The organism is Pseudomonas sp. NFR09 (genome assembly GCF_900111535.1).
GTDB lineage: Bacteria > Pseudomonadota > Gammaproteobacteria > Pseudomonadales > Pseudomonadaceae > Aquipseudomonas > Aquipseudomonas extremorientalis.
Genome location: NZ_FOIH01000001.1, coordinates 208,006 through 231,005, shown reverse-complemented (window position 1 = coordinate 231,005; position 23,000 = coordinate 208,006). Strand labels below are relative to the sequence as shown.

The following is a 23,000-nucleotide window of genomic DNA, read 5'->3' as shown; positions in this document are numbered from 1 at the left end:
GTTATGTTGGGTGAGATAAGCGCGATAGACAGGATGTTGAAGATGTCCAGGACGCAGGAGCTCGTTGAAGCGCTCCGTGAAGCCGTCGACGATATCGCGAAAAAGGAGCAGGGGGAGCGGTCCCAGGAGAAACCTGGCTATGCAGGCTTCGAAAGCGACAAGCGTCCGATCAAATTCTAAGTGTGAAAAACCCACCGTTCCTGGTGGGTTTTTTATTTTCATTCCATCATTTATTACCAGCGTATACCGTCGGGAACTGATAGCTGTCAGCGACCACTGCTATATCGGTCAGGAGATCAAACCCGGACTCATGGGAAATTAAATTTGGAGTGAAATAATGACATTGGACTCGTTGATGAGTACGGTTTTGATGAATACCCTCGCGACTATTCACACGACATGGAATGTTTTTACAGGGCAGGGTAGAGGTGGCAGGTGGAGCGGCAACACACTTCATTACTCCCGCTCTCAACCGAGCCAGCAACCAAGGTTTTCCGGCGCCCAACCGCCGGCGTTGCAACAACCGTCTACGGTCAACCATATCAACTATGTGTTCAACACGAATTATGTGAGTGTCGGGGATGTTAAGTCATCCCAGGTCGGCGTGCACGTCAATAGCGGCAACGGCAGTATGAATAACGGCAATTTCGGGAACTATGGAAATAACGGCAACAGCGGAAGTGGCAGCCGTTATGCCAATCACGGTAGCAACGGCAATCTTCGAAATTCCGCAAGCGCCAGGTTCTCCCAGCCTGGCCTGGCCTGGCCTGGCCTAGCGCATTCGCGCCTGAGGCGTCAAAGTTCAGAGCGTATTAATACAGTGTGGCTTGTTATGGCCTGGTTTATAAATTATTCAGTTTGGAGAGGGTATCAATATGACTCAGCGATTAGGCTCGCGATATGACCACTACACTCAATCTTATCCGCGTTATTCTGATGAGCACACTTGGAAGACGGTGGGAGGGCAACGGGTATGGGGTCGTGCACAAGGTGGCCGTGATAACGGTAACTACGGTAACTACGGCAATAACGGAAATCGCGGCGCACACAGTCACTATGCAAATCACGGGCAGAACGGCAATGAAATGATCGGGCGGTGGAGGGACTCGCTCGGTGACTACGCGGGTTTCGGCAACTACGGAAACTATGGGAATAATGGCAACTTCGGCGGGTTCAGCAGTTACATCAACTCTGGTCAGAACGGCAATCGCCGTGTGGGTATCAACTACTAAAATCTCAGTGCCTTTCAAATACACAAGAAATTAAAAAGCCCCGTCTATATAGACGGGGCTTTTAGGGCATCCAGCATCAGTTGGCGACGGAAGACCGTGGCTTGACCGGCTGGTTGTCGTTGGAGATGGTTACTTCAACGCGGCGGTTCATGGCACGACCGGAAACGCTGCCGTTATCGGCAACCGGGTATTCTTTGCCATAACCCTGGGTCACGATGCGCGAGATATCCACGCCCTGTTGCGCCAGTGCGCGTTGTACGGAGGCCGCACGACGCTCCGACAGGCTCTGGTTGTACGCATCGGAACCGGTGCTGTCGGTGTAGCCTTCGACGATCACTTTACGGTCCGGGTTATCGCGCAGGAACTGCGCCAGCTTGGTGATGTTCACCAGGCCGCTGGATTTCAGGTCGGACTTGTTGGTGGCGAACAGCACGTCACCGAAGGTCACCAGGGTGCCACGATCGGTCTGCTTGGCGTTCAAGCTGTCTTGCAGTTGCTTGATCTGCGCGTCACGGGCTTCCAGCAGGGCGCGGGCGCGTTCGTCACCGGCATTTTTCAGCTTGGCTTCGGATTCGCGCAGCACGATGGTGTCTTTGGCCACTTCAACGCGCTGGTTGGTCAGGTAGGCGAGTTGGTCAACTTTCTTCTCGTCTTCCTTGTCGCGGTAGGCCTTGTCTGCCTTGTCCAGCCATTCGCTGGCGTCTTTGGTCTCCAGCGCCGCGAGCTTGGTGGCCTGCGGGTTGGTCTGCAGGGAAGAGAAGTTGGTCCGTGCGTTTTCCAGGTTCGCGTTAGGCGGGGTGGAGCAGGCCGCCAGGGCAACGCTCATCGCCAGCAGGGCAGGGATCATCAATTGTTTACGCATAGTCGTGTCGTCCTTTCAATTCGATATCAAGTGCGAAGCAGTCAAGGGGCGTCTTACTTCGGCTGGATAGCAGCCGGACGCATGCCTTCCCTACGCAGTTCGTCAACAGCCTTCTGGGAATCCTTCACAGCCTGTTGAGCCTTGGCAGCCTGGGCCTTGCGCTCTGCGACGCGAGCGTCCCACTCGGCTTGTTCAGCCAACTGGCGAGCTTTGTCGTAGTTCTTGTCGTGCATGGCGATTTCAGCTTCTTTGAGCTTGTCCTGAGCCGACTTCATTTCCACAGCCGCAAACTCAGTGCCGCCAGCGCTGACTGCGCTGTTGACTGCGGACTGGGTCACCGCGTACTGCTCGGTCGGAGGGTTGCCGGCGCAGCCCGCCAGAACGAAGCTGGTGCCGATTGCCAGCGCGGCCAATTTGAGCCCGCGCAGGTGGTTAAACGAGGATTTGGCAGTGCTGGTCTTCATCGTCTTCAACTCCATTGGATAACTCCTGAAAAACATCAAAATCCATGTCACTGGTACTCGGCCGGGGCTTCAGGGTGATGTACAAAAAGCCCTTTAAAACGGCCGTTCCAAGTGATGGCTTACTGGCTGTGACCGGAGGCTTTTTTCAAAAGTTCAGAGAAGATGGCGATTTGCCTAAAAAAATATCTGACTGTTCGGTCAGCGAAAAAACTTGGAACTTCTGCGTTGCGCAGCGGTACGTCGGACCCATAAAGAGTCCGGCGTACAAGGGGTTTCAGTGGTTCGGTTTGTCGCTGCTTGCTGACAAGTCATGCAGATAGCGACGCGACAGTGTCAGAAAGCGCGGAGTAGGGCCGACATCTTCGTACAGCGGGTCGCCCTCTTCATCAGTCGCGATCACCTGCTGCCCCTTGATATACGGAAAGCTGGCTTCCAGCTCTTCCAGTGCGGCGCCGATCAGTTCGCCGAGCAGTTCTTCGGTGCTGCGCTTGGGGTACATCTCGGCGATCGCTGCCAGGCGTGCCGCAGCTTCCACATCCAGATGGATGGCGTACTCGGTCTTGGTCAGGCGACCCTTGGCGTTCTCTTCCCAATGCTGGGCCAGTTCTCGGATTTTCATGGCAACCTCAGTAAAGCCTGCGATAGCAGGCGGTGATGAGTGACCCGCCGCTCGCGCGGATAAACGCGGCGACTTAGTGTTGAGACTAGCTGCAACTCGCAAGGTTTAAAGTCTTGTCATAAATGAGCGCTGGCGGCACTCTGGCAAACCTGCGCGTCCCGGATTTCTGGCTGGAGATTGGCTGATGAGTGATATCGATGCACGCTTGCGTGAGGATGTTCACCTGCTGGGTGAACTGTTGGGCAACACCATTCGAGAGCAATACGGCGATGATTTCCTCGACAAGATCGAGCAGATCCGCAAGGGCGCCAAGGCCGACCGCCGTGGCGCAGGCGATGAACTGAGCACCAGCCTCAACCAGTTGCAGGAAGATGAGCTGCTACCGGTCGCCCGTGCCTTCAACCAGTTCCTCAACCTGGCCAACATTGCCGAGCAGTATCAGCTGATTCATCGACGCGATGAGTCGCAACCGGCACCCTTCGAATCCCGCGTATTGCCTGAGTTGCTGGCGCGCCTGCAAGCCGAAGGCCACAGCAACGAATCCCTGGCCCGCCAGTTGGGGCGCCTGGAGATCGAACTGGTCCTCACCGCCCACCCCACCGAAGTGGCGCGCCGCACCCTGATCCAGAAATACGATGCCATCGCCGCCCAATTGGCACTGCAGGATCACCGCGACCTCACCACGGCCGAGCGTGAGCAGATCCGCCAGCGCCTGCAACGCTTGATCGCCGAGGCCTGGCACACCGAAGAAATCCGCCGCACCCGGCCCACGCCGGTAGACGAAGCCAAGTGGGGGTTCGCGGTGATCGAGCATTCGCTGTGGCACGCTATTCCCAATTACCTGCGCAAGGCCGACCAGGCCCTGCACGCCGCCACAGGCCTGCGATTGCCGCTGGAAGCGGCGCCGATCCGCTTTGCGTCCTGGATGGGCGGCGATCGTGACGGCAACCCGAATGTCACTGCACCGGTCACCCGCGAAGTGTTGCTGCTGGCGCGCTGGATGGCTGCGGATCTGTACCTGCGCGATATCGATCACCTGGCCTCCGAGCTGTCGATGCAGCGCGCCAGCCCGGCGTTGCAGGCCAGGGTCGGCGACAGCGTCGAACCCTATCGTGCCTTGCTCAAGCAACTGCGTGAACGCCTGCGTGCCACGCGCCAATGGGCGCATACGGCGTTGAGCAGCAGCACGCCAGCGCCTGCCGAGGTATTGCAGAACAACCGCGACCTGCTGGAGCCGCTGGAGCTGTGCTACCAGTCGCTGCACGAATGCGGCATGGGCGTGATCGCTGATGGGCCGTTGCTCGATTGCCTGCGGCGGGCGGTGACTTTCGGCCTGTTCCTGGTGCGGTTGGATGTGCGCCAGGATTCCAGTCGCCATTGCGCGGCCATGACCGAAATCACCGATTATCTTGGTCTCGGTCGCTACGAGGACTGGAACGAAGAGATGCGCATCAGCTTCCTGATGAAGGAACTGGCCAACCGTCGACCGTTGCTGCCGGGTTATTTCAAACCGTCGGCGGATACCGCCGAGGTGCTCAACACCTGCAAGGAAATCGCCGCGGCCCCGGCGGCGTCCCTGGGCTCGTATGTCATCTCCATGGCCGGCGCTGCGTCGGACGTGCTGGCGGTGCAGTTGCTGCTTAAAGAGTCAGGCGTGCAACGGCCGATGCGCGTGGTGCCGCTGTTCGAAACCCTGGCCGACCTGGATAACGCCGGCCCGGTGATCGAGCAACTGTTGCTGCTGCCGGGCTACCGCGCGCGGCTGCAAGGCCCGCAGGAAGTGATGATCGGCTACTCGGATTCGGCCAAGGACGCCGGCACCACTGCCGCTGCCTGGGCGCAGTACCGGGCGCAGGAACGCCTGGTGGATATCTGCCGTGAACAGCAAGTGGAACTGCTGTTGTTCCACGGGCGTGGTGGCACCGTGGGGCGTGGCGGCGGCCCGGCCCACGCGGCGATCCTGTCGCAGCCGCCTGGGTCGGTGGCGGGGCGCTTCCGTACCACCGAACAGGGCGAGATGATCCGCTTCAAGTTCGGCCTGCCGGATATTGCCGAGCAGAACCTCAACCTTTACCTGGCCGCCGTGTTGGAGGCGACCCTGTTGCCACCGCCGCCGCCCGAACCGGCCTGGCGCCATTTGATGGACGAATTGGCGGCAGACGGTGTCAGCGCTTACCGCGCCGTGGTGCGCGAGAATCCGCAGTTCGTCGAGTATTTCCGCCAGTCCACGCCGGAACAAGAGCTGGGCCGTTTGCCGTTGGGCAGCCGCCCGGCCAAGCGCCGTGCGGGCGGGATTGAAAGCCTGCGTGCGATTCCGTGGATCTTCGGCTGGACCCAGACCCGTCTTATGCTACCGGCCTGGCTGGGCTGGGAAGCGGCGCTGAGCAAGGCCCTGGAACGTGGTGAAGGCGACTTGCTGGGGCAGATGCGTGAGCAGTGGCCGTTCTTCCGCACCCGCATCGACATGCTGGAAATGGTGCTGGCCAAGGCCGATGCCGACATCGCCCGTCTGTATGACGAGCGCCTGGTGCAGCCGGACCTGTTGCCACTGGGTGCGCATTTGCGCGACCTATTGTCGCAGGCCTGCAAGGTGGTGCTTGGCCTGACTGGCCAGTCGCAGCTGCTGGCCCATAGCCCGGACACCCTGGAGTTCATCCGCCTGCGCAACACCTACCTCGACCCGCTGCACCTGTTGCAGGCCGAGTTGCTGGCGCGTTCGCGCCAGCAGGAAGCGGCACAGGACAGCCCTCTGGAACAGGCGCTGCTGGTCTCCGTGGCCGGTATTGCCGCCGGTTTGCGTAATACCGGCTAAGGTTTTTTGCATGTTCTCAACGGCTTGCAGATAAACCACGGCGGCCGCCCTGAAAAGGGCGGTCGGCGTTTATGGCGTCGGGTTGCACCCAGGCACACCCTACCTATGACGTAAGCGCTGCACGGGTTCCTGCGACTTTTGGCGGCTTGTGTGCTTAAGGCCTGCTGTGTATCTTGATCAGCCTTTGGCCGTTTGGGCGGCCCGAATTCTATTTTTACGCGATTGGCCCGCCGCGGCGAATCCGAGCGTCATCTCTATAAAAAATTGAGGAGCACATCAATGCGCGTCATTCTGCTGGGAGCTCCCGGGGCCGGTAAAGGTACTCAGGCAAAGTTCATCACTGAAAAATTCGGCATTCCACAAATCTCCACCGGCGACATGCTGCGCGCGGCCGTCAAGGCCGGCACCGAGCTGGGCCTGATCGCCAAGAGCGTGATGGACAGCGGTGGCCTGGTTTCCGATGACTTGATCATCAACCTGGTCAAGGAACGCATCAGCCAGGAAGACTGCAAGAACGGTTTCCTGTTCGACGGCTTCCCGCGCACCATTCCCCAGGCTGAGGCCCTGGTGAAGGCCGGCGTCGAGCTGGATGCCGTGGTCGAAATCGCGGTTGAAGACGAAGAAATCGTCCAGCGTATCGCCGGTCGTCGCGTCCACGAAGCCTCGGGGCGCGTGTATCACACCGTCTACAATCCGCCAAAGGTGGAAGGCAAGGACGACGTCACCGGCGAAGACCTGGTGCAGCGCAAAGACGACACCGAAGAAACCGTGCGTCATCGCCTGTCGGTCTACCATTCCCAGACCAAGCCGCTGGTGGACTTCTACCAGAAGCTGTCCGCCGCCCAAGGCAAGCCGAAGTACAGCCACATTCCTGGCGTCGGCTCGGTTGAGGCGATCACCGCCAAAGTGCTGCAAGCACTGAGCTGATCCCTCGACCGGCTTCATGGATAACGGCCCGCTTGCGGGCCGTTGTTGTTTATACTGGCGCACTTTTTTTCGACTTGGACACCTACACCGATGAGCACCCTGCTGGCCCTGGACACCGCGACTGAAGCTTGCTCCGTTGCCTTGCTGCACGATGGCAAGGTAACGAGCCACTACGAGGTGATCCCGCGCCTGCACGCGCAGAAGCTGTTGCCGATGATCAAGCAACTGCTGGAAGACGCCGGCACCACTCTGGCTGCGGTCGATGCCATCGCCTTCGGTCGCGGACCGGGTGCATTCACGGGTGTGCGTATCGCCATTGGCGTGGTGCAGGGCCTGGCGTTTGCGCTGGAGCGTCCGGTGTTGCCGGTGTCCAACCTGGCCGTGCTGGCCCAGCGCGCCTTGCGTGAACATGGCGCGCATCAGGTGGCGGCGGCTATCGATGCGCGCATGGATGAAGTCTATTGGGGTTGCTACCGCGAAACGGCGGGCGAGATGCGTCTGGTCGGCGTGGAAGCCGTGCAACCGCCGGAGTCATCGCAATTGCCAGCCGACGCCAGCGGCGATTGGTTCGGGGCTGGTACTGGTTGGGGGTATGGCGAGCGCCTCGCTGTGCCGTTGGTGGGCCAGGACGCGGCGATGTTGCCTCATGCCGAGGACTTGCTGACATTGGCACGTTTTGCTTTTGCGCGTGGCGAGGCGATTCCGGCCGACCAGGCGGCGCCGGTCTATCTGCGCGATAAAGTGGCGCAGACCAAGGCAGAGCGCGGCCTTTAATTGTGGCGAGCGGGCTTGCCCCGCATTGGGCTGCGAAGCAGCGCTAAAATCCCCCAAACTTGCACCAATCGTCAGAATTTTCCCTGGGTTTTAAACCTTTTTCAAATTATGTGTTCTAGTTATCACCAGAGCATTTGCGCACTACGGACAGTGCTGCCAAAATGCCATTACTGATAGCGAGTTCGCGCCCATGCGTATTGATGGCTTTTCCTCACAGTCTTACCCAATCAAGCGCAAGCCGCGTAAGGCGAACGTCAAGGTGGATGAGTCGGTCGAGGATTCGCCGGACTTCATCGAAGTCCAAGCCGATGCGCAAGCCAACGCCCAAGCCCGTATCAGCGGTCTTCCCGCCCGTCAGCAAGACATGGTCTTCCCGCGCTCCATGAGCAAAAGCGTCGCCACCGCCCTGGCCAGCTACCTGACCACCGCCGGCTTTGTCGAATGGGATATGGAAGTGCTGGGCCTCGACATCCATATCTGATGCGTCTGCCTTACTACCTCGGTTGCCCGTCCTGGAGTGAAAATGCCTGGCGCGAGTACCTGTACCCCGCCGATGCCCGTTCCAGCGATTACCTCGCGCTGTACTCCCAGGTCTTCAACGCCGTTGAAGGCAACACCACGTTTTACGCTCGCCCCTCCGCCGCCACCCTGCAGCGCTGGGCCGAAATCATGCCTGAGGACTTTCGCTTCACCGCCAAATTTCCCGGTGATATCAGCCACAGTGGCAACCTGATCGAGCAGCTACCGGCAGCGGAAAGCTTCGTGGGCTTGATGAGCCCGTTGGGTGAGCGGGTATCGCCGCTGTGGTTGCAACTGCCCGCGTCTTTCACCCCGCAGCGCCTGGGGGAGTTGGCAGGCTTTATCGATGGCCTGGAGCGGCCGATGGCGGTGGAAGTGCGCCACCTGGAATTCTTCGCCAAGGGGGATGCCGAGCGCATGCTTAACCGTTTGTTGCGTGACCGCGGCGTGGAGCGCATCTGCCTGGATCCGCGTGCGTTGTTCAGTTGCACGTCCACCTCGGCCGCCGTGCTGCACGCCCAATCCAAAAAGCCCAAGGTGCCACCCCGCCCGGCGGCGCTGACGCAGTTTCCCCAGGTACGCTTTATTGGCCATCCCGAATTGGAGGCCAACGATTCGTTCCTGATGCCATGGGTGGAAAAAGTCGCGGGCTGGATCGAAGAAGGGCGCACCCCCTACGTGTTCCTGCATACCTCGGATAACCGCCTGGCCGCGCAACTGGCCCTGCGTTTCCACGATCAACTGATGGCGCGCCTACCAGGCCTGCAGCCCCTGCCCGTGCTGGATCGTGCCCCCGCCGTGGAGCAACTGGGGTTACTCTAGGGCTCCTTTTTCCGCCAGGAGCCTGACATGGATGCCCAAACCCTTCGCGCCGAAACCTTCAAGGCCTTGCATGAGCGCGACCGCGCATTCGTGATGCCCAACCCGTGGGATGCGGGCTCCGCTGTAATGTTGGCCAGCCTGGGTTTCGAAGCGCTGGCCACCACCAGTGCAGGCTACGCGTTCAGCCTGGGGCGACCGGATGCGGAAGGCGCGTTGTCCCTGGAGGACACGTTGGTCAATGCCGGTATGATCGCCAACGCCACCCCGTTGCCAGTGGCCGCCGACCTGGAAAACGGCTTCAGCGACACCCCTGAAGGCTGCGCCCAGACCATCCTGCGCGCAGCGGGAGTCGGCATTGTCGGCGGCTCTATCGAGGACGCCACGGGCATTGCCGCCGACCCGATCTATCCCTTCGAACTTTCGGTCGAGCGTGTGGAAGCCGCCGTCGCCGCCGCCCGCAGCCTGCCTTTTGCCTTCACCCTGACGGCCCGTGCGGAAAACCTCCTGCATGGCCGCCTGGATTTGCCCGACACCATCCGCCGTCTGCAAGCCTACGCCGAAGCCGGTGCCGACGTGCTGTATGCGCCGGCCCTGCGCAGTGCCGAGGAAGTGCTGGCGGTGGTCAAGGCCGTGGCGCCCAAGCCGGTGAATGTGTTGATGTCCGGCGGCTTGAACCTGAGCGTTGCGCAGTTGAGCGAGATGGGCGTGCGGCGGATCAGCGTCGGCTCGGCGCTGGCGTTGGCCGCCTATGGTGAGTTCTATCGCGCAGCCCAGGAAATCTATGAACGGGGCACGTTCACCTTTACCGAGCGCAAGATGCCGTTCAGCCAGGCCAACCAGTTCTTCAAGGGCTAGGCGGTGCGTTTTTTCAAAGTCATGGGCACGCTGCTGATCCTTGCGGGTGCCGTTGCCGTGGGTGTCTGGCGTGGATGGGTCCCACTGCCGGCCGATTGGAACCCATGGGCGCCGCTGGACGTGCGGGCGACCCCTAACGTGTTGACCCGCTACAAATTGGGTCGTCTGCAGGATGATCCGGCATTGTGCGACCAGGTGCTGGAAACCTCGGGCCTGCGCGTCAGTCATCAGGCGGACTCGCCGGCAGATGCCGCTTGCCCCCTGCGCAATACCTTGCGCGTACAGGGTTCGGCGGTGGGGCTGAGCAGCAGTTTTCTCGCCAGTTGCCCACTGGCGGTGGCGTTCGCCCTGTTTGAGCGTCACAGCTTGCAACCGGCGGCCCAGTCGGTATTCGGCCAGGCAGTGACGCGGGTCGATCACCTGGGCAGCTTTGCCTGTCGCAATATGTATAACCGTGCCGAAGGGCGACTCAGCCAGCATGCGTCGGCCAATGCGCTGGATATTGCCGGCTTTCGCCTGGCGGATGGGCGCAGCATCAGCGTGCTCAAGGACTGGCCGGGGGAGGGCGATAAGGCGCGGTTCCTGCGTCAGGTCCGCGACAGTGCCTGTGATGATTTCAATGTCGTGCTGAGCCCTGACTACAACGCCGCGCACCGCAACCACTTCCACCTGGATATGGGGCGTTGGTGGGTGTGTCGCTGAGACTCAGGCGGCCAGGCGCAGGTTCTGGGTGACCAGTGGGCGAGCCCAGTAGTAATCGAAATCCAGGGCCTTTTGTTGCGCGACCAGCTCTTCTTCCGGGAATGGCGTGGCAGGTGGAGGCAGCAGGTCCAGTTCGAATTCTGCGATGGGCAGGTGCAGAGGGCGCGGCTCCGGGGCTGGGCCCGGTTCCGGCAGCGGCTGGCCGGCCGTCAGCACGATGGGGCGGACCCAGCCGCTTTCGAAATTCTGCTGGCGTTGCTGCGCGACGATTTCTTCTTCCGGATACGGTGTGGCGGCCGGTGGCAGCAAGTCAGTCTCGAACTCGGCAATCGGCAGGAACAGCGGCTCCGGCGGGGCAATCTCGGTATCTTTCACGTCGCACTCACGCTGGGTGAGGATCTGCGACAGCAGGTCGGCGCCTTCGCTGGGTTCTACCGCCGGGTCCGCCGGTGCTGGCGCCTGCACGGCGAGCGTGTCCGGCGTATCGCCGAGCTGCTCGGCCAGTGCCCGGGCGAAGAAGTCCTGCCACACATGACTCACCCCGGCCAGCGCTTGAGTATTGCGCAGGCCGTAGTGGTTGTGGGTCGGCAGTACACCGATGGTTAGGGGAAGAATGTCTGACATTTTTCTCGGTCGACGCTCAGCTCTGGCAAAATACCTGACTGTTGTTTTTATCGGCCGCTGTTTGCCGATCCTTAATATTTTTGAGCGTAGCGATTGATGAGCGAACAACCAGCGGCCAGCCGCATCCAGGTCGAGGCCTTGGGCGAGTTTTTCCAGGCCCGCGCCGAGCAATGGGCGCAGCGGCTTGGCTTGCCGTTGCTGCAGGCGGATGCGGACTTTTCCCTGCAAGTGGGGGAGCATGGCCTGCAATTGCAACAGCTCGGGCCTGATGCACCGGGGCCGGTGCGCGTGGATTTTGTCGAGGGTGGCGCGGCGCATCGGCGCCTCTATGGGGGCGGTAGCGGGCAGATGATCGCCAAGGCCGTGGGCATCGCCCAAGGCGTGCGCCCACGGGTACTCGACGCTACGGCTGGCCTTGGCAAGGACGCCTTCGTACTGGCCAGCCTGGGTTGCGAGATGAGCCTGATCGAGCGCCAGCCGCTGATCGGCGCCTTGCTCGAAGACGGTCTGGCGCGCGGCGCGGAGGATTTTGAAGTGGCGCCGATTGTGGCGCGCATGAAGCTGCTCAAGGGCAATTCCATCGACGTGATGCGCAACTGGGAAGGCGAGCCGCCCCAGGTGATCTACCTCGACCCGATGTTCCCGCACCGTGAGAAAACTGCCCTGGTGAAGAAGGAAATGCGCCTGTTCCGGCCGCTGGTTGGCGATGATCCTGACGCCCCCGCGCTACTGGCCGCCGCCCTGGCCCTGGCCAGCCACCGCGTGGTGGTCAAGCGCCCGCGCAAGGCGCCGTGCATTGACGGGCCAAAGCCGAGCCATGCGCTGGATGGCAAATCCAGTCGCTATGACATCTACCCTAAAAAAGCACTCAAGCCTTAAGCCACAAGCTGCAAGCTAAAGTGCTTTCAACTTGCAGCTTGCAGCTAACAACTTACCGCTGCCTCTCTCCTATAAGCCCGCATAAACAGCCCCACCACCTCCTGTACATGGGCTTCGGCGGCTTCTTCGCTCAGTTGTCCGCCGCAGCCATACAGCAAGCAGAAATTCGCCGTGCCTTTGAGCAGGCAGAAGAAGTGCTCGGCCGCCGTAAATGGCTTGTCGATGCTCAGTGCGCCGCTCTGGTCGATCTTGCCGAGCAGGCGTTCCATGCCCTGCAGCATGCGCATGGGGCCGGCCTCGAAGAAGATCTGTGAGAGTTTCACATCCTGGTTGCCGGTGGTCATCATCAGACGATGCAGGTTGACCGACTCTTCACTGTTGATCAGCCGATGGAACCCCCGCGCGATATTCAGCAATACAGTGTGTACGGGTACGCCCTCGGGCAACTCGAAGTACATCACCGGCAGTTGTTCTTCGCACTTGGCCACCACCGCGGCGGTGAACAAGGTCTCTTTATCGTTGAAGTGGCTATAGACGGTCAGTTTCGACACGCCGGCTTCCAGTGCCACTGCGTCCATGCTGGTACTGGCGTAGCCATTGCTCAAAAACAGGATTTTCGCTGCTTCGAGGATTGCCTGGCGTTTTGCCATGTCCTTGGGGCGCCCGGGGCTATTGGTGTTCAGAGGATTGTCGGACATTTTCACCTTTAATACTGGACTGGCGAGTTTGGTATTAATACCATACCCGCCAGTATAATTATTCCTAGCTCTACTTGCGAAAGGTCCTACAGCATGCGCAGCACCTTCCTGCCCTTTGCTTTGCCTGTCAGTTTGGTCGTGCTGTTGGCCGCCTGCGGCCATGAAGAAGCGGCCCAGATTACCATCCGCCCAGCCATGGTGGTGCAGCCTCAGCCTTCTTCGCAATCGATGGACAGCTACCCCGGCGAAGTGCGCGCCCGCTATGAACCGGACCTGGCCTTTCGCATCGGTGGCAAAGTCAGCAAGCGTTTGGTGGAGGAGGGCGAAAGGGTCAAGGCCAACCAGCCGCTGGCGGAGCTGGACCCTCAGGACGTGCGCCTGCAACTGGAAGCGACCCGCGCCCAGGTTGCCGCCGCTGAGGCCAACCTGAGCCTGGTGCGGGCCGAGCGCGACCGCTACAAGACCCTGATGGACCGTCAGATGGTCAGCCGTTCCCAGTACGACAATTCCGAAAACCTCTACCGATCCGGTGAAGCACGCCTCAAGCAGATCAAGGCCGAGTTCGACGTGGCCAGCAACCAGGCCGGCTATGCCGTTCTGCGTGCACCTCAGGACGGGGTGGTGGCCAAGCGTGCGGTGGAAGTCGGCCAAGTGGTGTCCGCCGGGCAAACTGTGTTTACCCTGGCGACCGATGGTGAGCGCGAAGTGCTGATCAGCCTGCCGGAACAAGGTTTCGGCCGCTTCAAGATCGGCCAGCCGGTCTCTGTGGAGTTGTGGAGCCAGCCGGATCAGCGTTTTACTGGGCGTATTCGCGAGCTGTCACCGGCGGCCGATCCCAAGTCGCGCACGTTTGCGGCGCGTGTGGCGTTCACCGGCGGCAAGGTCCCGGCCGAACTGGGCCAGAGCGCACGGGTATTCATACAGGTCGACGGCGATGTTCCGTTGTCGGTGCCGCTGTCTGCCCTCAGTGCGGAGAACGGTGCGTCCTACGTATGGCGCGTCCAGCCCGACAACACGCTCAAGCGCACGCCGGTGCGCATCGGTGCCTTCGGTGAGAAAACCGTCCCGGTCCTGGAAGGCCTGGCCCCGACGGATTGGGTGATCGCCGCCGGTGTGCACGTGCTTCACGAGGGCCAGCAAGTGCGCCCGGTGGACCGCTCCAACCGTGTGGTGAATCTGGCGGCCAAGGAGTAGTCCCCGATGGGTTTCAATCTTTCCGAATGGGCGTTGCGCAATCGCCAGATCGTACTGTTCCTGATGATCCTGCTGGCAGTGGTCGGCACCCTGTCCTACTCCAAGCTGGGGCAAAGTGAAGACCCGCCGTTCACCTTCAAGGCCATGGTGATCAAGACCAACTGGCCTGGCGCAACGGCGCAGGAAGTCTCGCGGCAGGTCACCGAACGCATCGAGAAAAAACTCATGGAGACCGGCGAGTACGAACGTATCGTCTCCTTCTCGCGCCCCGGCGAATCCCAGGTCACCTTCATGGCCCGCGACTCCATGCATTCGGCGCAGATCCCCGAGCTGTGGTACCAGGTGCGCAAGAAGATCAGCGACATCCGCCAGACCTTGCCGCCGGATATCCAGGGGCCGTTTTTCAACGATGAATTCGGCACCACCTTCGGCAATATCTACGCCCTGACCGGCGACGGTTTCGACTACGCGGTGCTCAAGGACTACGCCGACCGCATCCAGATCCAACTGCAGCGCGTGGCGGATGTGGGCAAGGTCGAGTTGCTCGGCCTGCAGGATGAAAAAATCTGGATCGAGCTGTCCAACCTCAAGCTCGCCACCCTCGGCTTGCCTTTGGCGGCGGTGCAACAGGCGTTGCAGGAACAGAATGCGGTGTCCACTGCGGGCTTCTTTGAAACCCCGAGTGAACGTGTGCAACTGCGTGTATCGGGCAACTTCAAGAGCGTGGAAGAGATCCGCAATTTCCCGATCCGCGTGGGTGACCGCACCTTCCGCATCGGTGATGTGGCCGACATCCACCGTGGGTTCAACGATCCACCGGCACCCCGCATGCGCTACATGGGCGCAGACGCCATCGGCCTGGCCGTGGCGATGCGCGATGGCGGCGACATCCTGGTATTGGGTAAGGCCCTGGAAGGTGAATTCGCACGCCTGCAGAAGAACCTTCCGGCGGGTATGGAGCTGCGCAAGGTGTCGGACCAACCGGCAGCGGTGAAGACCAGCGTCGGCGAATTCGTGCAGGTACTGGCCGAAGCGCTGGCCATCGTGTTGCTGGTGAGTTTCTTCTCTCTCGGCGTGCGCACCGGCATGGTGGTGGCCCTGGCGATTCCGCTGGTGCTGGCGATGACGTTTGCCACCATGTATTACCTCGGCATCGGCCTGCACAAGATTTCCCTGGGCGCACTGGTGTTGGCGTTGGGCTTGCTGGTGGATGACGCGATCATCGCCGTGGAGATGATGGCGATCAAAATGGAGCAGGGCTACGACCGGCTCAAGGCCGCCAGCTTTGCCTGGACCAGTACCGCGTTCCCGATGCTCACCGGTACGTTGATCACCGCCGCCGGCTTCCTGCCGATTGCCACTGCGCAGTCGAGCACCGGCGAATACACCCGCTCGATTTTCCAGGTGGTGACCATTGCGTTGCTCGCCTCGTGGGTGGCTGCCGTAGTGTTTGTGCCCTACCTGGGGGAAAAGCTCCTGCCGGACCTGGCGAAAATTCACGCAGCCAAACATGGCACCGATGGTCCTGACCCCTACGGCACACCGTTCTACCAGCGCGTAAGGCGTTTGGTGGAGTGGTGCGTGCGTCGCCGCAAAACCGTGATCGTCCTGACCCTGTTGCTGTTTATCGGCTCGGTCGCGCTATTCCGTTTTGTGCCGCAGCAGTTCTTCCCGGCTTCCGGTCGCCTGGAACTGATGGTCGACCTGAAGCTGGCCGAAGGCGCCTCCCTGAGCAACACCGCCGAGCAGGTCAAGCGCCTGGAAACCCTGCTCAAGGATCACGCCGGCATCGACAACTACGTGGCGTATGTCGGTACTGGATCGCCGCGTTTCTACCTGCCGCTGGATCAACAACTGCCGGCCGCCAGTTTTGCCCAGTTCGTGGTGCTGGCCAAAACCATCGAAGAGCGCGAAAGCCTGCGTACCTGGTTGATCGAAACCCTCAACGAACAATTCCCCGACCTGCGCTCACGGGTCACCCGCCTGGAAAACGGCCCGCCCGTGGGTTACCCGGTGCAGTTCCGTGTGACCGGCGAACATATCGAAGAGGTCCGCGCGCTCGCCCGCAAAGTGGCGGCCAAGGTTCGCGAAAACCCTCACGTGGTCAACGTGCACCTGGACTGGGAAGAACCGAGCAAGATCGTCTACCTCAATATCGACCAGGACCGCGCCCGCGCCCTCGGCGTGAGCACGGCCAACCTGTCGAAATTCCTGCAGAGTTCATTGACCGGTTCCAGCGTCAGCCAGTACCGGGAGGACAACGAGTTGATCGAAATCCTGCTGCGCGGCACCGTGCACGAACGCACCGAACTCTCGTTGCTGCCGAGCCTGGCAGTGCCGACGGACAATGGCAAAAGCGTGGCGCTGTCACAAATTGCCACCCTCGAATACGGTTTCGAAGAAGGCATCATCTGGCACCGCAACCGCTTGCCGACGGTGACCGTACGCGCCGATATCTACGGCAAGGAACAGCCCGCGACGTTGGTCCAGCAGATCCTGCCGACCCTGGAAGGCGTGCGGGCCGAACTGCCGGATGGCTACCTGCTCGACGTGGGCGGGACGGTGGAGGATTCCGCCCGTGGACAGAACTCGGTGAAAGCCGGGGTGCCCCTGTTTATCGTGGTCGTGCTGACCTTGTTGATGCTGCAGTTGCGCAGTTTCTCGCGTACCGCGATGGTGTTTCTGACGGCACCGCTGGGCTTGATCGGGGTGACCTTGTTCCTGCTGGTATTCCGCCAACCCTTCGGTTTCGTCGCCATGCTCGGGACCATTGCGCTGTCGGGGATGATCATGCGCAACTCGGTGATCCTGGTGGACCAGATCGAGCAGGACATCAAGGCGGGGCTGGCACCGTGGCAAGCGATCATCGAAGCCACCGTCCGCCGCTTCCGCCCGATTGTGCTGACCGCCCTCGCGGCGGTATTGGCGATGATCCCGCTGTCGCGCAGTGTGTTCTTCGGGCCGATGGCCGTGGCGATCATGGGCGGGTTGATAGTGGCGACGGCGTTGACACTATTGTTCTTGCCGGCCCTGTATGCTGCGTGGTTCCGAGTGAGGAAGGACGTCGCGTAATCATGCTGGCCACCGTTTCAGCCCTTATGTTGTTGTTGCTTGCCCCAGGCCCTACCAACACCCTGTTATTTCGTGCCGGTGTGTTGTGTGGCTTGCGGGCTTCGTGGAGGCTGGCATTTGTCGAGTGCCTGGCGTACCTGCTGCAAGTTTCGGTATGGGGCGTGGCATTGCTGTACCTGTCGGCGTACTCGCCATGGGCGCTGAAGGCAACGCAATTGGCGGCAGCCTGCTACTTGCTCTATGTCTCCTACAAGCTTTGGCAGCGTAAGAACAGTGTCATCCACCCCGGTTCCGACCGTTTCTCCGGGCTGTACTTCTTCTGGCTGACGGTGATGAATCCCAAGGGATTGCTGATCGTGTCATTCATTGCACCGTTCGGCACCTTTGCCACGCTACCCGGCTATGCCGGGTTCATGGCCACGCTGGTGCTGGTGGTGATTCCAGTGGGGGCGGGGTGGATCATGCTGGGCAGCCGCTTTGAAGGAATTCAAAAGGCCTGGCTCACGCCATTGAAGATCAACCGTGCGACCTCTATTGCGATTGGCTGCTTTGCCACGCTGATGGTGGGGCGGTTGGCGGAATCGATGGTGAATTGAGGGAGCGCGCGTCTCAGATTTTATGTTTATTGAGATAGTTGCAGTTTTCTGCTGTACTCAAGTCTCAGAAATCGAAAAATTGAGATTTTGATGATCAAGTTGCCACCGAGGGTGCCGGAAGGGGTTTTCGTTTTAATTGGCCAGGAACCCCATCTTCAGCATCTTTCTGACTATATGAAGCTGACTCAGCCAACCGATAGCCAGGGGCGTTACTTACACTTTGATCAACTACGTCACCGCTTCCCAAAGCATTTGGATCAGGCGATATGCTGGGGCATCGTAAAATACGAGCGCTCTCGTCTGTACCAGCAAATATTGCCCGTCGGTACGCCTGAGGCCTGGTGCAAGTTTTTACTGACACCGACCGCACAGCGCGTGGTATCCACGGTCGACAGGTACGCCTCAACTGCAGCACTTGAGTACATGAGCAGCAAGATTGGGAAGGCCGCTCACATCAAGTATCTGCTCAATGATTTGATTGAAGATGAAGCCATCAGCAGCAGTCAGCTGGAAGGGGCAGCAACCACGACGCTCGTAGCAAAAGATATGTTGAAAAGAGAGCGGCTACCCAGAACACCCGATGAAAAAATGATCATTGGTAATTACCGGATGATGCGTTTCGCTTGGGATAAGAGAAACGCTCCTCTCAGTGCCGAACTGATCGCTGAAATGCATGAGGTGGGTGTTCAAGGCATTGACGATGACAAATATTCTCCCGGCAGCTTTCGTCTAAATGATGACGTAGTTGTCCAAGATGGTGATAGCAATGTGGTCCATACGCCCCCTCCTGCAGAAGGCATCGCCAAAAGATTGGGGCGATTAGCTGACTGGATCAACACCTGCCACGACGACGCTACGACAAGCCGCTACCTCCATCCGTTGATCAAAGGTATTTCTCTGCATTTTGCGCTGGGTTACGAGCACCCTTTTCGGGATGGCAATGGTCGCGTGGCGCGTGCGTTGTTTTATTGGTTTATGTTTAAAAGCGATTACGCGGCATTCAGGTATATCTCCATCAGTGTTCTGCTTAAGAATGCCGCCGTTCAGTACGGTACGTCTTACCTCTATACCGAGACAGATGAACTGGATCTGACTTACTTTATTGACTACCAGTGCTCTGTGGTCCAGCGGGCGGTTGATAGCTTCAAGGCGTCTTACGAAAAAAGTGTTAAGGAGGCTGAGTCGTTCGAGCAATGGCTCTGGGAGTCAGGGCTTTACAAAGAGTTGAACGAGAAACAGAAGACTGTATTTCAGGTCGCCAAGAGTGGCACCGCGAAGCAGTTCACTGCGGTCAATGTGAAGGAAAATCTGGGCTGTTCCTACAACACGGCGTCAGCCGTCCTGAACGGTCTTGTTGAATTGAACATCTTCGTCAAGAAGAAGCAGGGTCGTGAATGGGTTTTTTCAATGCGTGATCAAGCAGAAATACAAAAAAACTGGTTGAAGACTTCTCGTTAATTTAACGAATGCCCACGTCTTCTTGAACCGTGGGCATTACGGGTATTACAGCGCCCCAAACACCTTCTTCGCCAAACTGGTAGCCGCCGCCGCCGGGTTCTCGCGAATGGTTTCTTCCTGCTTGGCAATCATCTTGAACAAACCGTCCAGTGCCTGCTCGGTTACGTAGCTCTCCACATTGGCGCTTTTGGCGTCCACCGCACCGAAAGCCGCAGCCTTTCCGGCCAGGGCATTGTACTGCTGGGCTACGCCGACCTTGTCGGTAGCCGCCTTGACGATAGGCAGGAACTTGGCGCGGATCTGTTCACGGCTGCTTTTGTTCAGGTACTGGGTAGCGGAATCCTGGCCACCGCTGAGGATGCCCTTGGCGTCCGTCACGCTCATGTTCTTCACGGCATTCACCAGGATCGGCTGGGCCTGGGTCACGGCGGTTTCAGCAGCCTTGTTCATGCTGGTTTCCAGTTGCGTGACCTGGTCACCCATGCCGAACATCTTCAGCTTGTCGGCGACTTTGCCCAGCTTGCCAGGCAGGCCGATCTTCACTTCCGGGTTGTTGCTGAAACCACCGGGTACACCCAGTTGCTTCACGGCGATCTGCGCGCCTTGGGTCAGGGCGTCCTTGAGGCCGCCGCTGGCGTCGCCCTGGGACAGGCTGCTGAGGTCCAGGGCCATGGCGTTGGCACCGAGCAGCAGGCCGGCACACAGGGCAGTCAGGCGAAGGGAGTTACGGAGCATGGGCGCTTCCTTTTTATCGAATTCAGTGGGCCGCCGCGTCAACGCGCAGACGCAGTGGTTGAGGATCCTGGCCGTTGAGCTGTACAGCGTGTCGCTCGGTGGAAATAAACAGTAGCTTGCCATCCACTTCGATGCGAGCGCTGACCGAGTAGCTGTGGCCGGGTTTGACCTGGGCCGGGTCGTAGCTCAGGTGAAACGGCAGCGGCACCTGGCCTTTGATCGGGCCTTTCTGCTCGGCGAGGGTCACAGCCGGTGCATCTGCCAGCGAAACGTCTTGCAGGCTGACACTCAAGGTCGCGGTTGGCGGCAGGGCGATGCGTTGCAGGTAGAACACTTCGCCATCGAGGCTGGCCTTGGGGGTGGGGCTCATGGACTGGCAGGCTCCGAGCAGGGCGGTAAGGCCCAGGAGGATGATCTTTTTCATGGTGTCGCTCCTTTTCAACGGCGCCGGCATCCAACCGGCGCCTTTTCAAATCTAGCGGTTTTCTTCAGGTTCGATGGGTATTTCGGCCGCGCCATCCACACGATGCAATGCCACCTGGCGGATCGACAGGCGAATCTCTGCTGGCAATACGCGCTTGGCCGCGCCTTCGGCCAGTTCGCCGAGCAGGTCGTGATAGCTCAGCTTGCCGGCGTCATCGCGGCGCAGCACATCTTGTTCCAGCAAGGTCTGGATGAAATGTCGGAAAAGGCTCTTGTCGAAGAATTCCGGGGCATTGAGGCCATGCAGGATCGACAGGCGCTGGGCCATGATCGTGCACAGGTCTTCCAGCTCTTCGGCGCTGATGCTGTTCTGGCCGCTGTTGAGCAGCAGCGAAATCGCCATGTAGAAGCGTTGCAGGGTCTGGGCGATGCTCTTGGACAGCAGCGTCAGCAACACGAAGTGCCGTGAACTCGGCGCCGGGCGCAGGTATACGTTGTTTTCGAAACGCAGCAAACCTTGTTCGACAAAGGCTTCCAGCCACTGGTCGATCACGGTATCGAGCTCTTCCAGCGACCAGCGGATAAACAGCTCCGATTGCAGGTACGGGTACAGCGCGTGGGTGTAGCGCTGGATCTGCTCGCGGCTCATCCGCGAGCTGCTCTGGAAGAAACTCGCCAGCAGTGCCGGCAGGGCAAAGATGTGCAGCACATTGTTGCGGTAGTAGGTCATCAGGACAGCGTTCTGCTCGTCCAGGTACAGAATCTTGCCCAACGCATCGCTCTGTTCCGACAGCAAATCCATGTCCTTCACATGCTTGATCAGCGCCAGGCCATCACCTTCGGGCAAGGTGGTGTGCGGCGAGTAGGGCACACGGCGCAACAGCGCCAGGTACAGGTCCAACTGGCGCGCCATGGCTTGTTCGTCCAGGGCCAGGCGGGTGGTGGACAGCAGCGCCAGGGCGACCAGGTTCACCGGGTTCACGGCGGCGGCTTCGTTCAAGTGGCGTGCCACCTGTTCGCCGAGGCGGTTGGTGGTTTCGTTGAGCCAGGCCGGCTTGTAGTTCGGCCCCAGCTCCTGGGCACGCCAGTCCGGTTGTTCGCTGTCGAGGAATTCGGCCAGCTTGATCGGTTCGCCGAAGTTGACCGCGACCTGGCCGAAGCGCTGCTTGAGGGCGCCGACCACCTTGAAAATATCGAAGATCGACTCTTTCTTCTTGCTCGCGCCGCGCAATTCACCGATGTAGGTACGACCTTCGAGTACGCGTTCATAACCGATGTACACCGGCACGAACACGATCGGCATGCGCGATGAGCGCAGGAAGCTGCGCAGGGTGATCGCCAGCATCCCGGTCTTCGGCTGCAGCATGCGCCCGGTACGCGAGCGTCCGCCTTCGACGAAGTACTCCACCGGGAAACCCTTGGTGAACAAGGTATGCAGGTATTCGTTGAACACCGAGGTGTACAGCGGGTTGCCCTTGAAGGTGCGGCGCATGAAAAACGCACCGCCACGGCGCAGCAGGCTGCCGATCACCGGCATGTTCAGGTTGATCCCGGCGGCGATGTGCGGTGGGGTCAGGCCATTCTTGAACAGCAGGTAGGACAGCAGCAGGTAATCGATATGGCTGCGGTGGCAAGGGACGTAGATCACCTCGTAGCCCTGGGCAACCTTTTGCACGCCTTCGATGTTGTTGACCTTGATGCCGTCGTAGATCTTGTTCCAGAACCAGCTCAGCACCACTTCGAGAAAGCGGATCGCGGTGTAGGTGTAGTCCGAGGCGATTTCGTTGCCGTAGCGCAAGGCCTGGGCCTTGGCTTTTTCCGGGCTGATCTTTTCCCGTTCGGCCTCGTCGATGATGGCCTGGCGCACCAGCGGCATGTTGACCAGGCCCTTCACCAGATTGCGCCGGTGTGACAGATCGGGACCGATCACCGCCGTCTTCAGGTTACGAAAGTGCACACGCAGGATGCGTTGGGCCATGCGCACCGTGCGTTCGTGCCCTTTATTGTGCTCGATCAATTCACGCAGGTTGATTGGCGCAGAGAATTGCACGCGGGTCTTGCGACCCAGGATCAGGATGCTCAACAGGCGACGTAGACGCCCGGTGACCGCCCAGCTGTCGGCAAACAACAGCTTCCACGGGCTGGACTCGCTCTCGGGGGACTGGCCCCAGAACACGCTGACCGGAATGATTTGTGCATTCTCTTCGGCGTGCTCGCTGAGGGTATCGACCAGGCGGGTCAGCGTGGGCGGTGCACCACGCTTGTCCTGGCGGCCGAGCCAGTCCGGTTCCGGCGTGAGGTAGAAGAACGCCGCCGGTTCCATCAGCGGGCCGACCGAAACCGGCAGCACCGGGCGCGGCAGGCCGGCCTTGGTGCACTCGGCATCGACCACGGCCAATTCGGTGAGGGAGGGTGATTGCAGGACGTAGAACACCGGCCGGCTGCGGTCCAGGTTGAGGGTTAGGGACGACTGGTTGATCGTCTCCGAGCGAACCCAGAGGTACAACAGTCGGCGCAAGGTGCCAAACACTAGACGGCGGAACGGGGAGCGGGTCATAGGCGTGCTGCTTCAAGTGGAAAAAACCGAGCAGGCGCTCGGGCGGGTAGTGTGCCGTATTCGCCGAAAATCGGCAAAAAAGCAGCGATGTAAACTTGAGTTGATCGTTTTTGAGCCTGTCTTATACTCGGCAGTTCAATGCGACTGACCCAACAATAAAAAACTGTGGGAGCAAA

Annotated in this window: 22 protein-coding genes; 14 read left to right on the top strand and 8 right to left on the bottom strand. The window is 60.0% G+C overall.

Features of this window, described 5'->3' with window-relative positions:
* The first annotated feature begins 42 nt into the window (after window positions 1–42).
* Both BMX59_RS30395 and BMX59_RS30005 read left to right on the top strand, forming a co-directional pair.
* The gene (locus BMX59_RS30395; RefSeq protein WP_156682175.1) at window positions 43–180 is read left to right on the top strand and encodes a hypothetical protein; all 138 of its coding nucleotides are present in this window, start codon (window positions 43–45) and stop codon (window positions 178–180) included.
* Window positions 181–875: 695 nt separating this feature from the next.
* Window positions 876–1,232, top strand: coding sequence for a hypothetical protein (locus BMX59_RS30005; protein ID WP_139212836.1), 357 nt, complete (start codon window positions 876–878; stop codon window positions 1,230–1,232).
* A 76-nt stretch (window positions 1,233–1,308) separates the two neighbouring features.
* Here the strand turns inward: BMX59_RS30005 and BMX59_RS01050 are convergent, their stop codons facing one another.
* The 3 genes from BMX59_RS01050 to BMX59_RS01040 all read right to left on the bottom strand — a co-directional run bounded on the left by BMX59_RS01050 (window position 1,309) and on the right by BMX59_RS01040 (window position 3,177).
* Window positions 1,309–2,094 carry a lipotoxin F family OmpA-related lipoprotein LptF gene (locus BMX59_RS01050; protein WP_071488772.1) on the bottom strand — a complete coding sequence of 262 codons (786 nt, stop codon included), beginning with the start codon at window positions 2,092–2,094 and terminating at the stop codon, window positions 1,309–1,311.
* 53 nt (window positions 2,095–2,147) lie between these two features.
* Window positions 2,148–2,573, bottom strand: coding sequence for a DUF4398 domain-containing protein (locus BMX59_RS01045; protein WP_092241122.1), 426 nt, complete (start codon window positions 2,571–2,573; stop codon window positions 2,148–2,150).
* A 259-nt stretch (window positions 2,574–2,832) separates the two neighbouring features.
* The gene (locus BMX59_RS01040; protein WP_092241124.1) at window positions 2,833–3,177 is read right to left on the bottom strand and encodes a pilin assembly protein; all 345 of its coding nucleotides are present in this window, start codon (window positions 3,175–3,177) and stop codon (window positions 2,833–2,835) included.
* Between the two features lie 184 nt (window positions 3,178–3,361).
* Between BMX59_RS01040 and ppc the strand changes: the two genes are divergently transcribed.
* The 7 genes from ppc (at window position 3,362) to BMX59_RS01005 (ending at window position 10,588) form a co-directional block, all read left to right on the top strand.
* The gene (gene ppc / locus BMX59_RS01035) at window positions 3,362–5,989 is read left to right on the top strand and encodes a phosphoenolpyruvate carboxylase (protein WP_092241126.1); all 2,628 of its coding nucleotides are present in this window, start codon (window positions 3,362–3,364) and stop codon (window positions 5,987–5,989) included.
* A 279-nt stretch (window positions 5,990–6,268) separates the two neighbouring features.
* Window positions 6,269–6,916: an adenylate kinase gene (gene adk, locus BMX59_RS01030; protein WP_010212617.1), complete on the top strand. Its 648-nt coding sequence runs from the start codon at window positions 6,269–6,271 to the stop codon at window positions 6,914–6,916.
* Window positions 6,917–7,006: 90 nt separating this feature from the next.
* Window positions 7,007–7,690, top strand: coding sequence for a tRNA (adenosine(37)-N6)-threonylcarbamoyltransferase complex dimerization subunit type 1 TsaB (gene tsaB / locus BMX59_RS01025; RefSeq protein WP_092241129.1), 684 nt, complete (start codon window positions 7,007–7,009; stop codon window positions 7,688–7,690).
* 190 nt (window positions 7,691–7,880) lie between these two features.
* Window positions 7,881–8,171 (top strand): hypothetical protein, encoded by a 291-nt coding sequence (locus BMX59_RS01020; protein ID WP_093119360.1) that lies wholly within the window; start codon window positions 7,881–7,883, stop codon window positions 8,169–8,171.
* Window positions 8,171–9,031: a DUF72 domain-containing protein gene (locus BMX59_RS01015; RefSeq protein ID WP_093119358.1), complete on the top strand. Its 861-nt coding sequence runs from the start codon at window positions 8,171–8,173 to the stop codon at window positions 9,029–9,031. Before BMX59_RS01020 ends, BMX59_RS01015 begins: the two co-directional genes overlap by 1 nt.
* A gap of 27 nt (window positions 9,032–9,058) precedes the next feature.
* Window positions 9,059–9,886: an isocitrate lyase/PEP mutase family protein gene (locus tag BMX59_RS01010; protein WP_092241134.1), complete on the top strand. Its 828-nt coding sequence runs from the start codon at window positions 9,059–9,061 to the stop codon at window positions 9,884–9,886.
* Between the two features lie 21 nt (window positions 9,887–9,907).
* Window positions 9,908–10,588, top strand: coding sequence for an extensin-like domain-containing protein (locus tag BMX59_RS01005; protein ID WP_093120062.1), 681 nt, complete (start codon window positions 9,908–9,910; stop codon window positions 10,586–10,588).
* A gap of 3 nt (window positions 10,589–10,591) precedes the next feature.
* Here BMX59_RS01005 and BMX59_RS01000 read toward each other — a convergent pair whose 3' ends face one another.
* The gene (locus BMX59_RS01000; RefSeq protein WP_092241138.1) at window positions 10,592–11,212 is read right to left on the bottom strand and encodes an energy transducer TonB; all 621 of its coding nucleotides are present in this window, start codon (window positions 11,210–11,212) and stop codon (window positions 10,592–10,594) included.
* Between the two features lie 96 nt (window positions 11,213–11,308).
* Here BMX59_RS01000 and BMX59_RS00995 point away from each other — a divergent pair, with 96 nt between their 5' ends.
* Window positions 11,309–12,091: a class I SAM-dependent methyltransferase gene (locus BMX59_RS00995; protein WP_093119355.1), complete on the top strand. Its 783-nt coding sequence runs from the start codon at window positions 11,309–11,311 to the stop codon at window positions 12,089–12,091.
* 44 nt (window positions 12,092–12,135) lie between these two features.
* Here the strand turns inward: BMX59_RS00995 and BMX59_RS00990 are convergent, their stop codons facing one another.
* Entirely contained in the window at window positions 12,136–12,789 is a 654-nt protein-coding gene (locus BMX59_RS00990) for a TetR/AcrR family transcriptional regulator (RefSeq protein WP_093119353.1), read from the bottom strand.
* Window positions 12,790–12,882: 93 nt separating this feature from the next.
* Here BMX59_RS00990 and BMX59_RS00985 point away from each other — a divergent pair, with 93 nt between their 5' ends.
* From BMX59_RS00985 to BMX59_RS00970, 4 genes are all read left to right on the top strand, one after another.
* Window positions 12,883–13,983, top strand: a complete 1,101-nt coding sequence (locus tag BMX59_RS00985) for an efflux RND transporter periplasmic adaptor subunit (RefSeq protein ID WP_093119351.1) — start codon at window positions 12,883–12,885, stop codon at window positions 13,981–13,983.
* Window positions 13,984–13,989: 6 nt separating this feature from the next.
* Window positions 13,990–17,055: an efflux RND transporter permease subunit gene (locus BMX59_RS00980; RefSeq protein ID WP_093119349.1), complete on the top strand. Its 3,066-nt coding sequence runs from the start codon at window positions 13,990–13,992 to the stop codon at window positions 17,053–17,055.
* A 2-nt stretch (window positions 17,056–17,057) separates the two neighbouring features.
* Window positions 17,058–17,651 carry a LysE family translocator gene (locus BMX59_RS00975; RefSeq protein WP_071488786.1) on the top strand — a complete coding sequence of 198 codons (594 nt, stop codon included), beginning with the start codon at window positions 17,058–17,060 and terminating at the stop codon, window positions 17,649–17,651.
* Between the two features lie 93 nt (window positions 17,652–17,744).
* The gene (locus BMX59_RS00970; RefSeq protein ID WP_371914360.1) at window positions 17,745–19,109 is read left to right on the top strand and encodes a Fic family protein; all 1,365 of its coding nucleotides are present in this window, start codon (window positions 17,745–17,747) and stop codon (window positions 19,107–19,109) included.
* 45 nt (window positions 19,110–19,154) lie between these two features.
* Here BMX59_RS00970 and BMX59_RS00965 read toward each other — a convergent pair whose 3' ends face one another.
* The 3 genes from BMX59_RS00965 to plsB are packed head-to-tail and all read right to left on the bottom strand — an operon-like array spanning window position 19,155 to window position 22,824.
* Entirely contained in the window at window positions 19,155–19,844 is a 690-nt protein-coding gene (locus tag BMX59_RS00965) for a DUF4197 domain-containing protein (RefSeq protein WP_071488787.1), read from the bottom strand.
* A 22-nt stretch (window positions 19,845–19,866) separates the two neighbouring features.
* Complete coding sequence (locus BMX59_RS00960) at window positions 19,867–20,268, bottom strand: YbaY family lipoprotein (RefSeq protein ID WP_093119346.1); 402 nt, start codon at window positions 20,266–20,268, stop codon at window positions 19,867–19,869.
* 51 nt (window positions 20,269–20,319) lie between these two features.
* Entirely contained in the window at window positions 20,320–22,824 is a 2,505-nt protein-coding gene (plsB, locus tag BMX59_RS00955) for a glycerol-3-phosphate 1-O-acyltransferase PlsB (RefSeq protein ID WP_093119344.1), read from the bottom strand.
* Window positions 22,825–23,000 lie beyond the last annotated feature (176 nt).

Bases quoted from the DNA above. Each gene is read 5' to 3' on its own strand.
- BMX59_RS30395 (WP_156682175.1), top strand. From the start codon at position 43: ATGTCCAGGACGCAGGAGCTCGTTGAAGCGCTCCGTGAAGCCGTCGAC.
- BMX59_RS30005 (WP_139212836.1), top strand. From the start codon at position 876: ATGACTCAGCGATTAGGCTCGCGATATGACCACTACACTCAATCTTAT.
- BMX59_RS01050 (WP_071488772.1), bottom strand. From the start codon at position 2,094: ATGCGTAAACAATTGATGATCCCTGCCCTGCTGGCGATGAGCGTTGCC.
- BMX59_RS01045 (WP_092241122.1), bottom strand. From the start codon at position 2,573: ATGGAGTTGAAGACGATGAAGACCAGCACTGCCAAATCCTCGTTTAAC.
- BMX59_RS01040 (WP_092241124.1), bottom strand. From the start codon at position 3,177: ATGAAAATCCGAGAACTGGCCCAGCATTGGGAAGAGAACGCCAAGGGT.
- ppc (WP_092241126.1), top strand. From the start codon at position 3,362: ATGAGTGATATCGATGCACGCTTGCGTGAGGATGTTCACCTGCTGGGT.
- adk (WP_010212617.1), top strand. From the start codon at position 6,269: ATGCGCGTCATTCTGCTGGGAGCTCCCGGGGCCGGTAAAGGTACTCAG.
- tsaB (WP_092241129.1), top strand. From the start codon at position 7,007: ATGAGCACCCTGCTGGCCCTGGACACCGCGACTGAAGCTTGCTCCGTT.
- BMX59_RS01020 (WP_093119360.1), top strand. From the start codon at position 7,881: ATGCGTATTGATGGCTTTTCCTCACAGTCTTACCCAATCAAGCGCAAG.
- BMX59_RS01015 (WP_093119358.1), top strand. From the start codon at position 8,171: ATGCGTCTGCCTTACTACCTCGGTTGCCCGTCCTGGAGTGAAAATGCC.
- BMX59_RS01010 (WP_092241134.1), top strand. From the start codon at position 9,059: ATGGATGCCCAAACCCTTCGCGCCGAAACCTTCAAGGCCTTGCATGAG.
- BMX59_RS01005 (WP_093120062.1), top strand. From the start codon at position 9,908: ATGGGCACGCTGCTGATCCTTGCGGGTGCCGTTGCCGTGGGTGTCTGG.
- BMX59_RS01000 (WP_092241138.1), bottom strand. From the start codon at position 11,212: ATGTCAGACATTCTTCCCCTAACCATCGGTGTACTGCCGACCCACAAC.
- BMX59_RS00995 (WP_093119355.1), top strand. From the start codon at position 11,309: ATGAGCGAACAACCAGCGGCCAGCCGCATCCAGGTCGAGGCCTTGGGC.
- BMX59_RS00990 (WP_093119353.1), bottom strand. From the start codon at position 12,789: ATGTCCGACAATCCTCTGAACACCAATAGCCCCGGGCGCCCCAAGGAC.
- BMX59_RS00985 (WP_093119351.1), top strand. From the start codon at position 12,883: ATGCGCAGCACCTTCCTGCCCTTTGCTTTGCCTGTCAGTTTGGTCGTG.
- BMX59_RS00980 (WP_093119349.1), top strand. From the start codon at position 13,990: ATGGGTTTCAATCTTTCCGAATGGGCGTTGCGCAATCGCCAGATCGTA.
- BMX59_RS00975 (WP_071488786.1), top strand. From the start codon at position 17,058: ATGCTGGCCACCGTTTCAGCCCTTATGTTGTTGTTGCTTGCCCCAGGC.
- BMX59_RS00965 (WP_071488787.1), bottom strand. From the start codon at position 19,844: ATGCTCCGTAACTCCCTTCGCCTGACTGCCCTGTGTGCCGGCCTGCTG.
- BMX59_RS00960 (WP_093119346.1), bottom strand. From the start codon at position 20,268: ATGAAAAAGATCATCCTCCTGGGCCTTACCGCCCTGCTCGGAGCCTGC.
- plsB (WP_093119344.1), bottom strand. From the start codon at position 22,824: ATGACCCGCTCCCCGTTCCGCCGTCTAGTGTTTGGCACCTTGCGCCGA.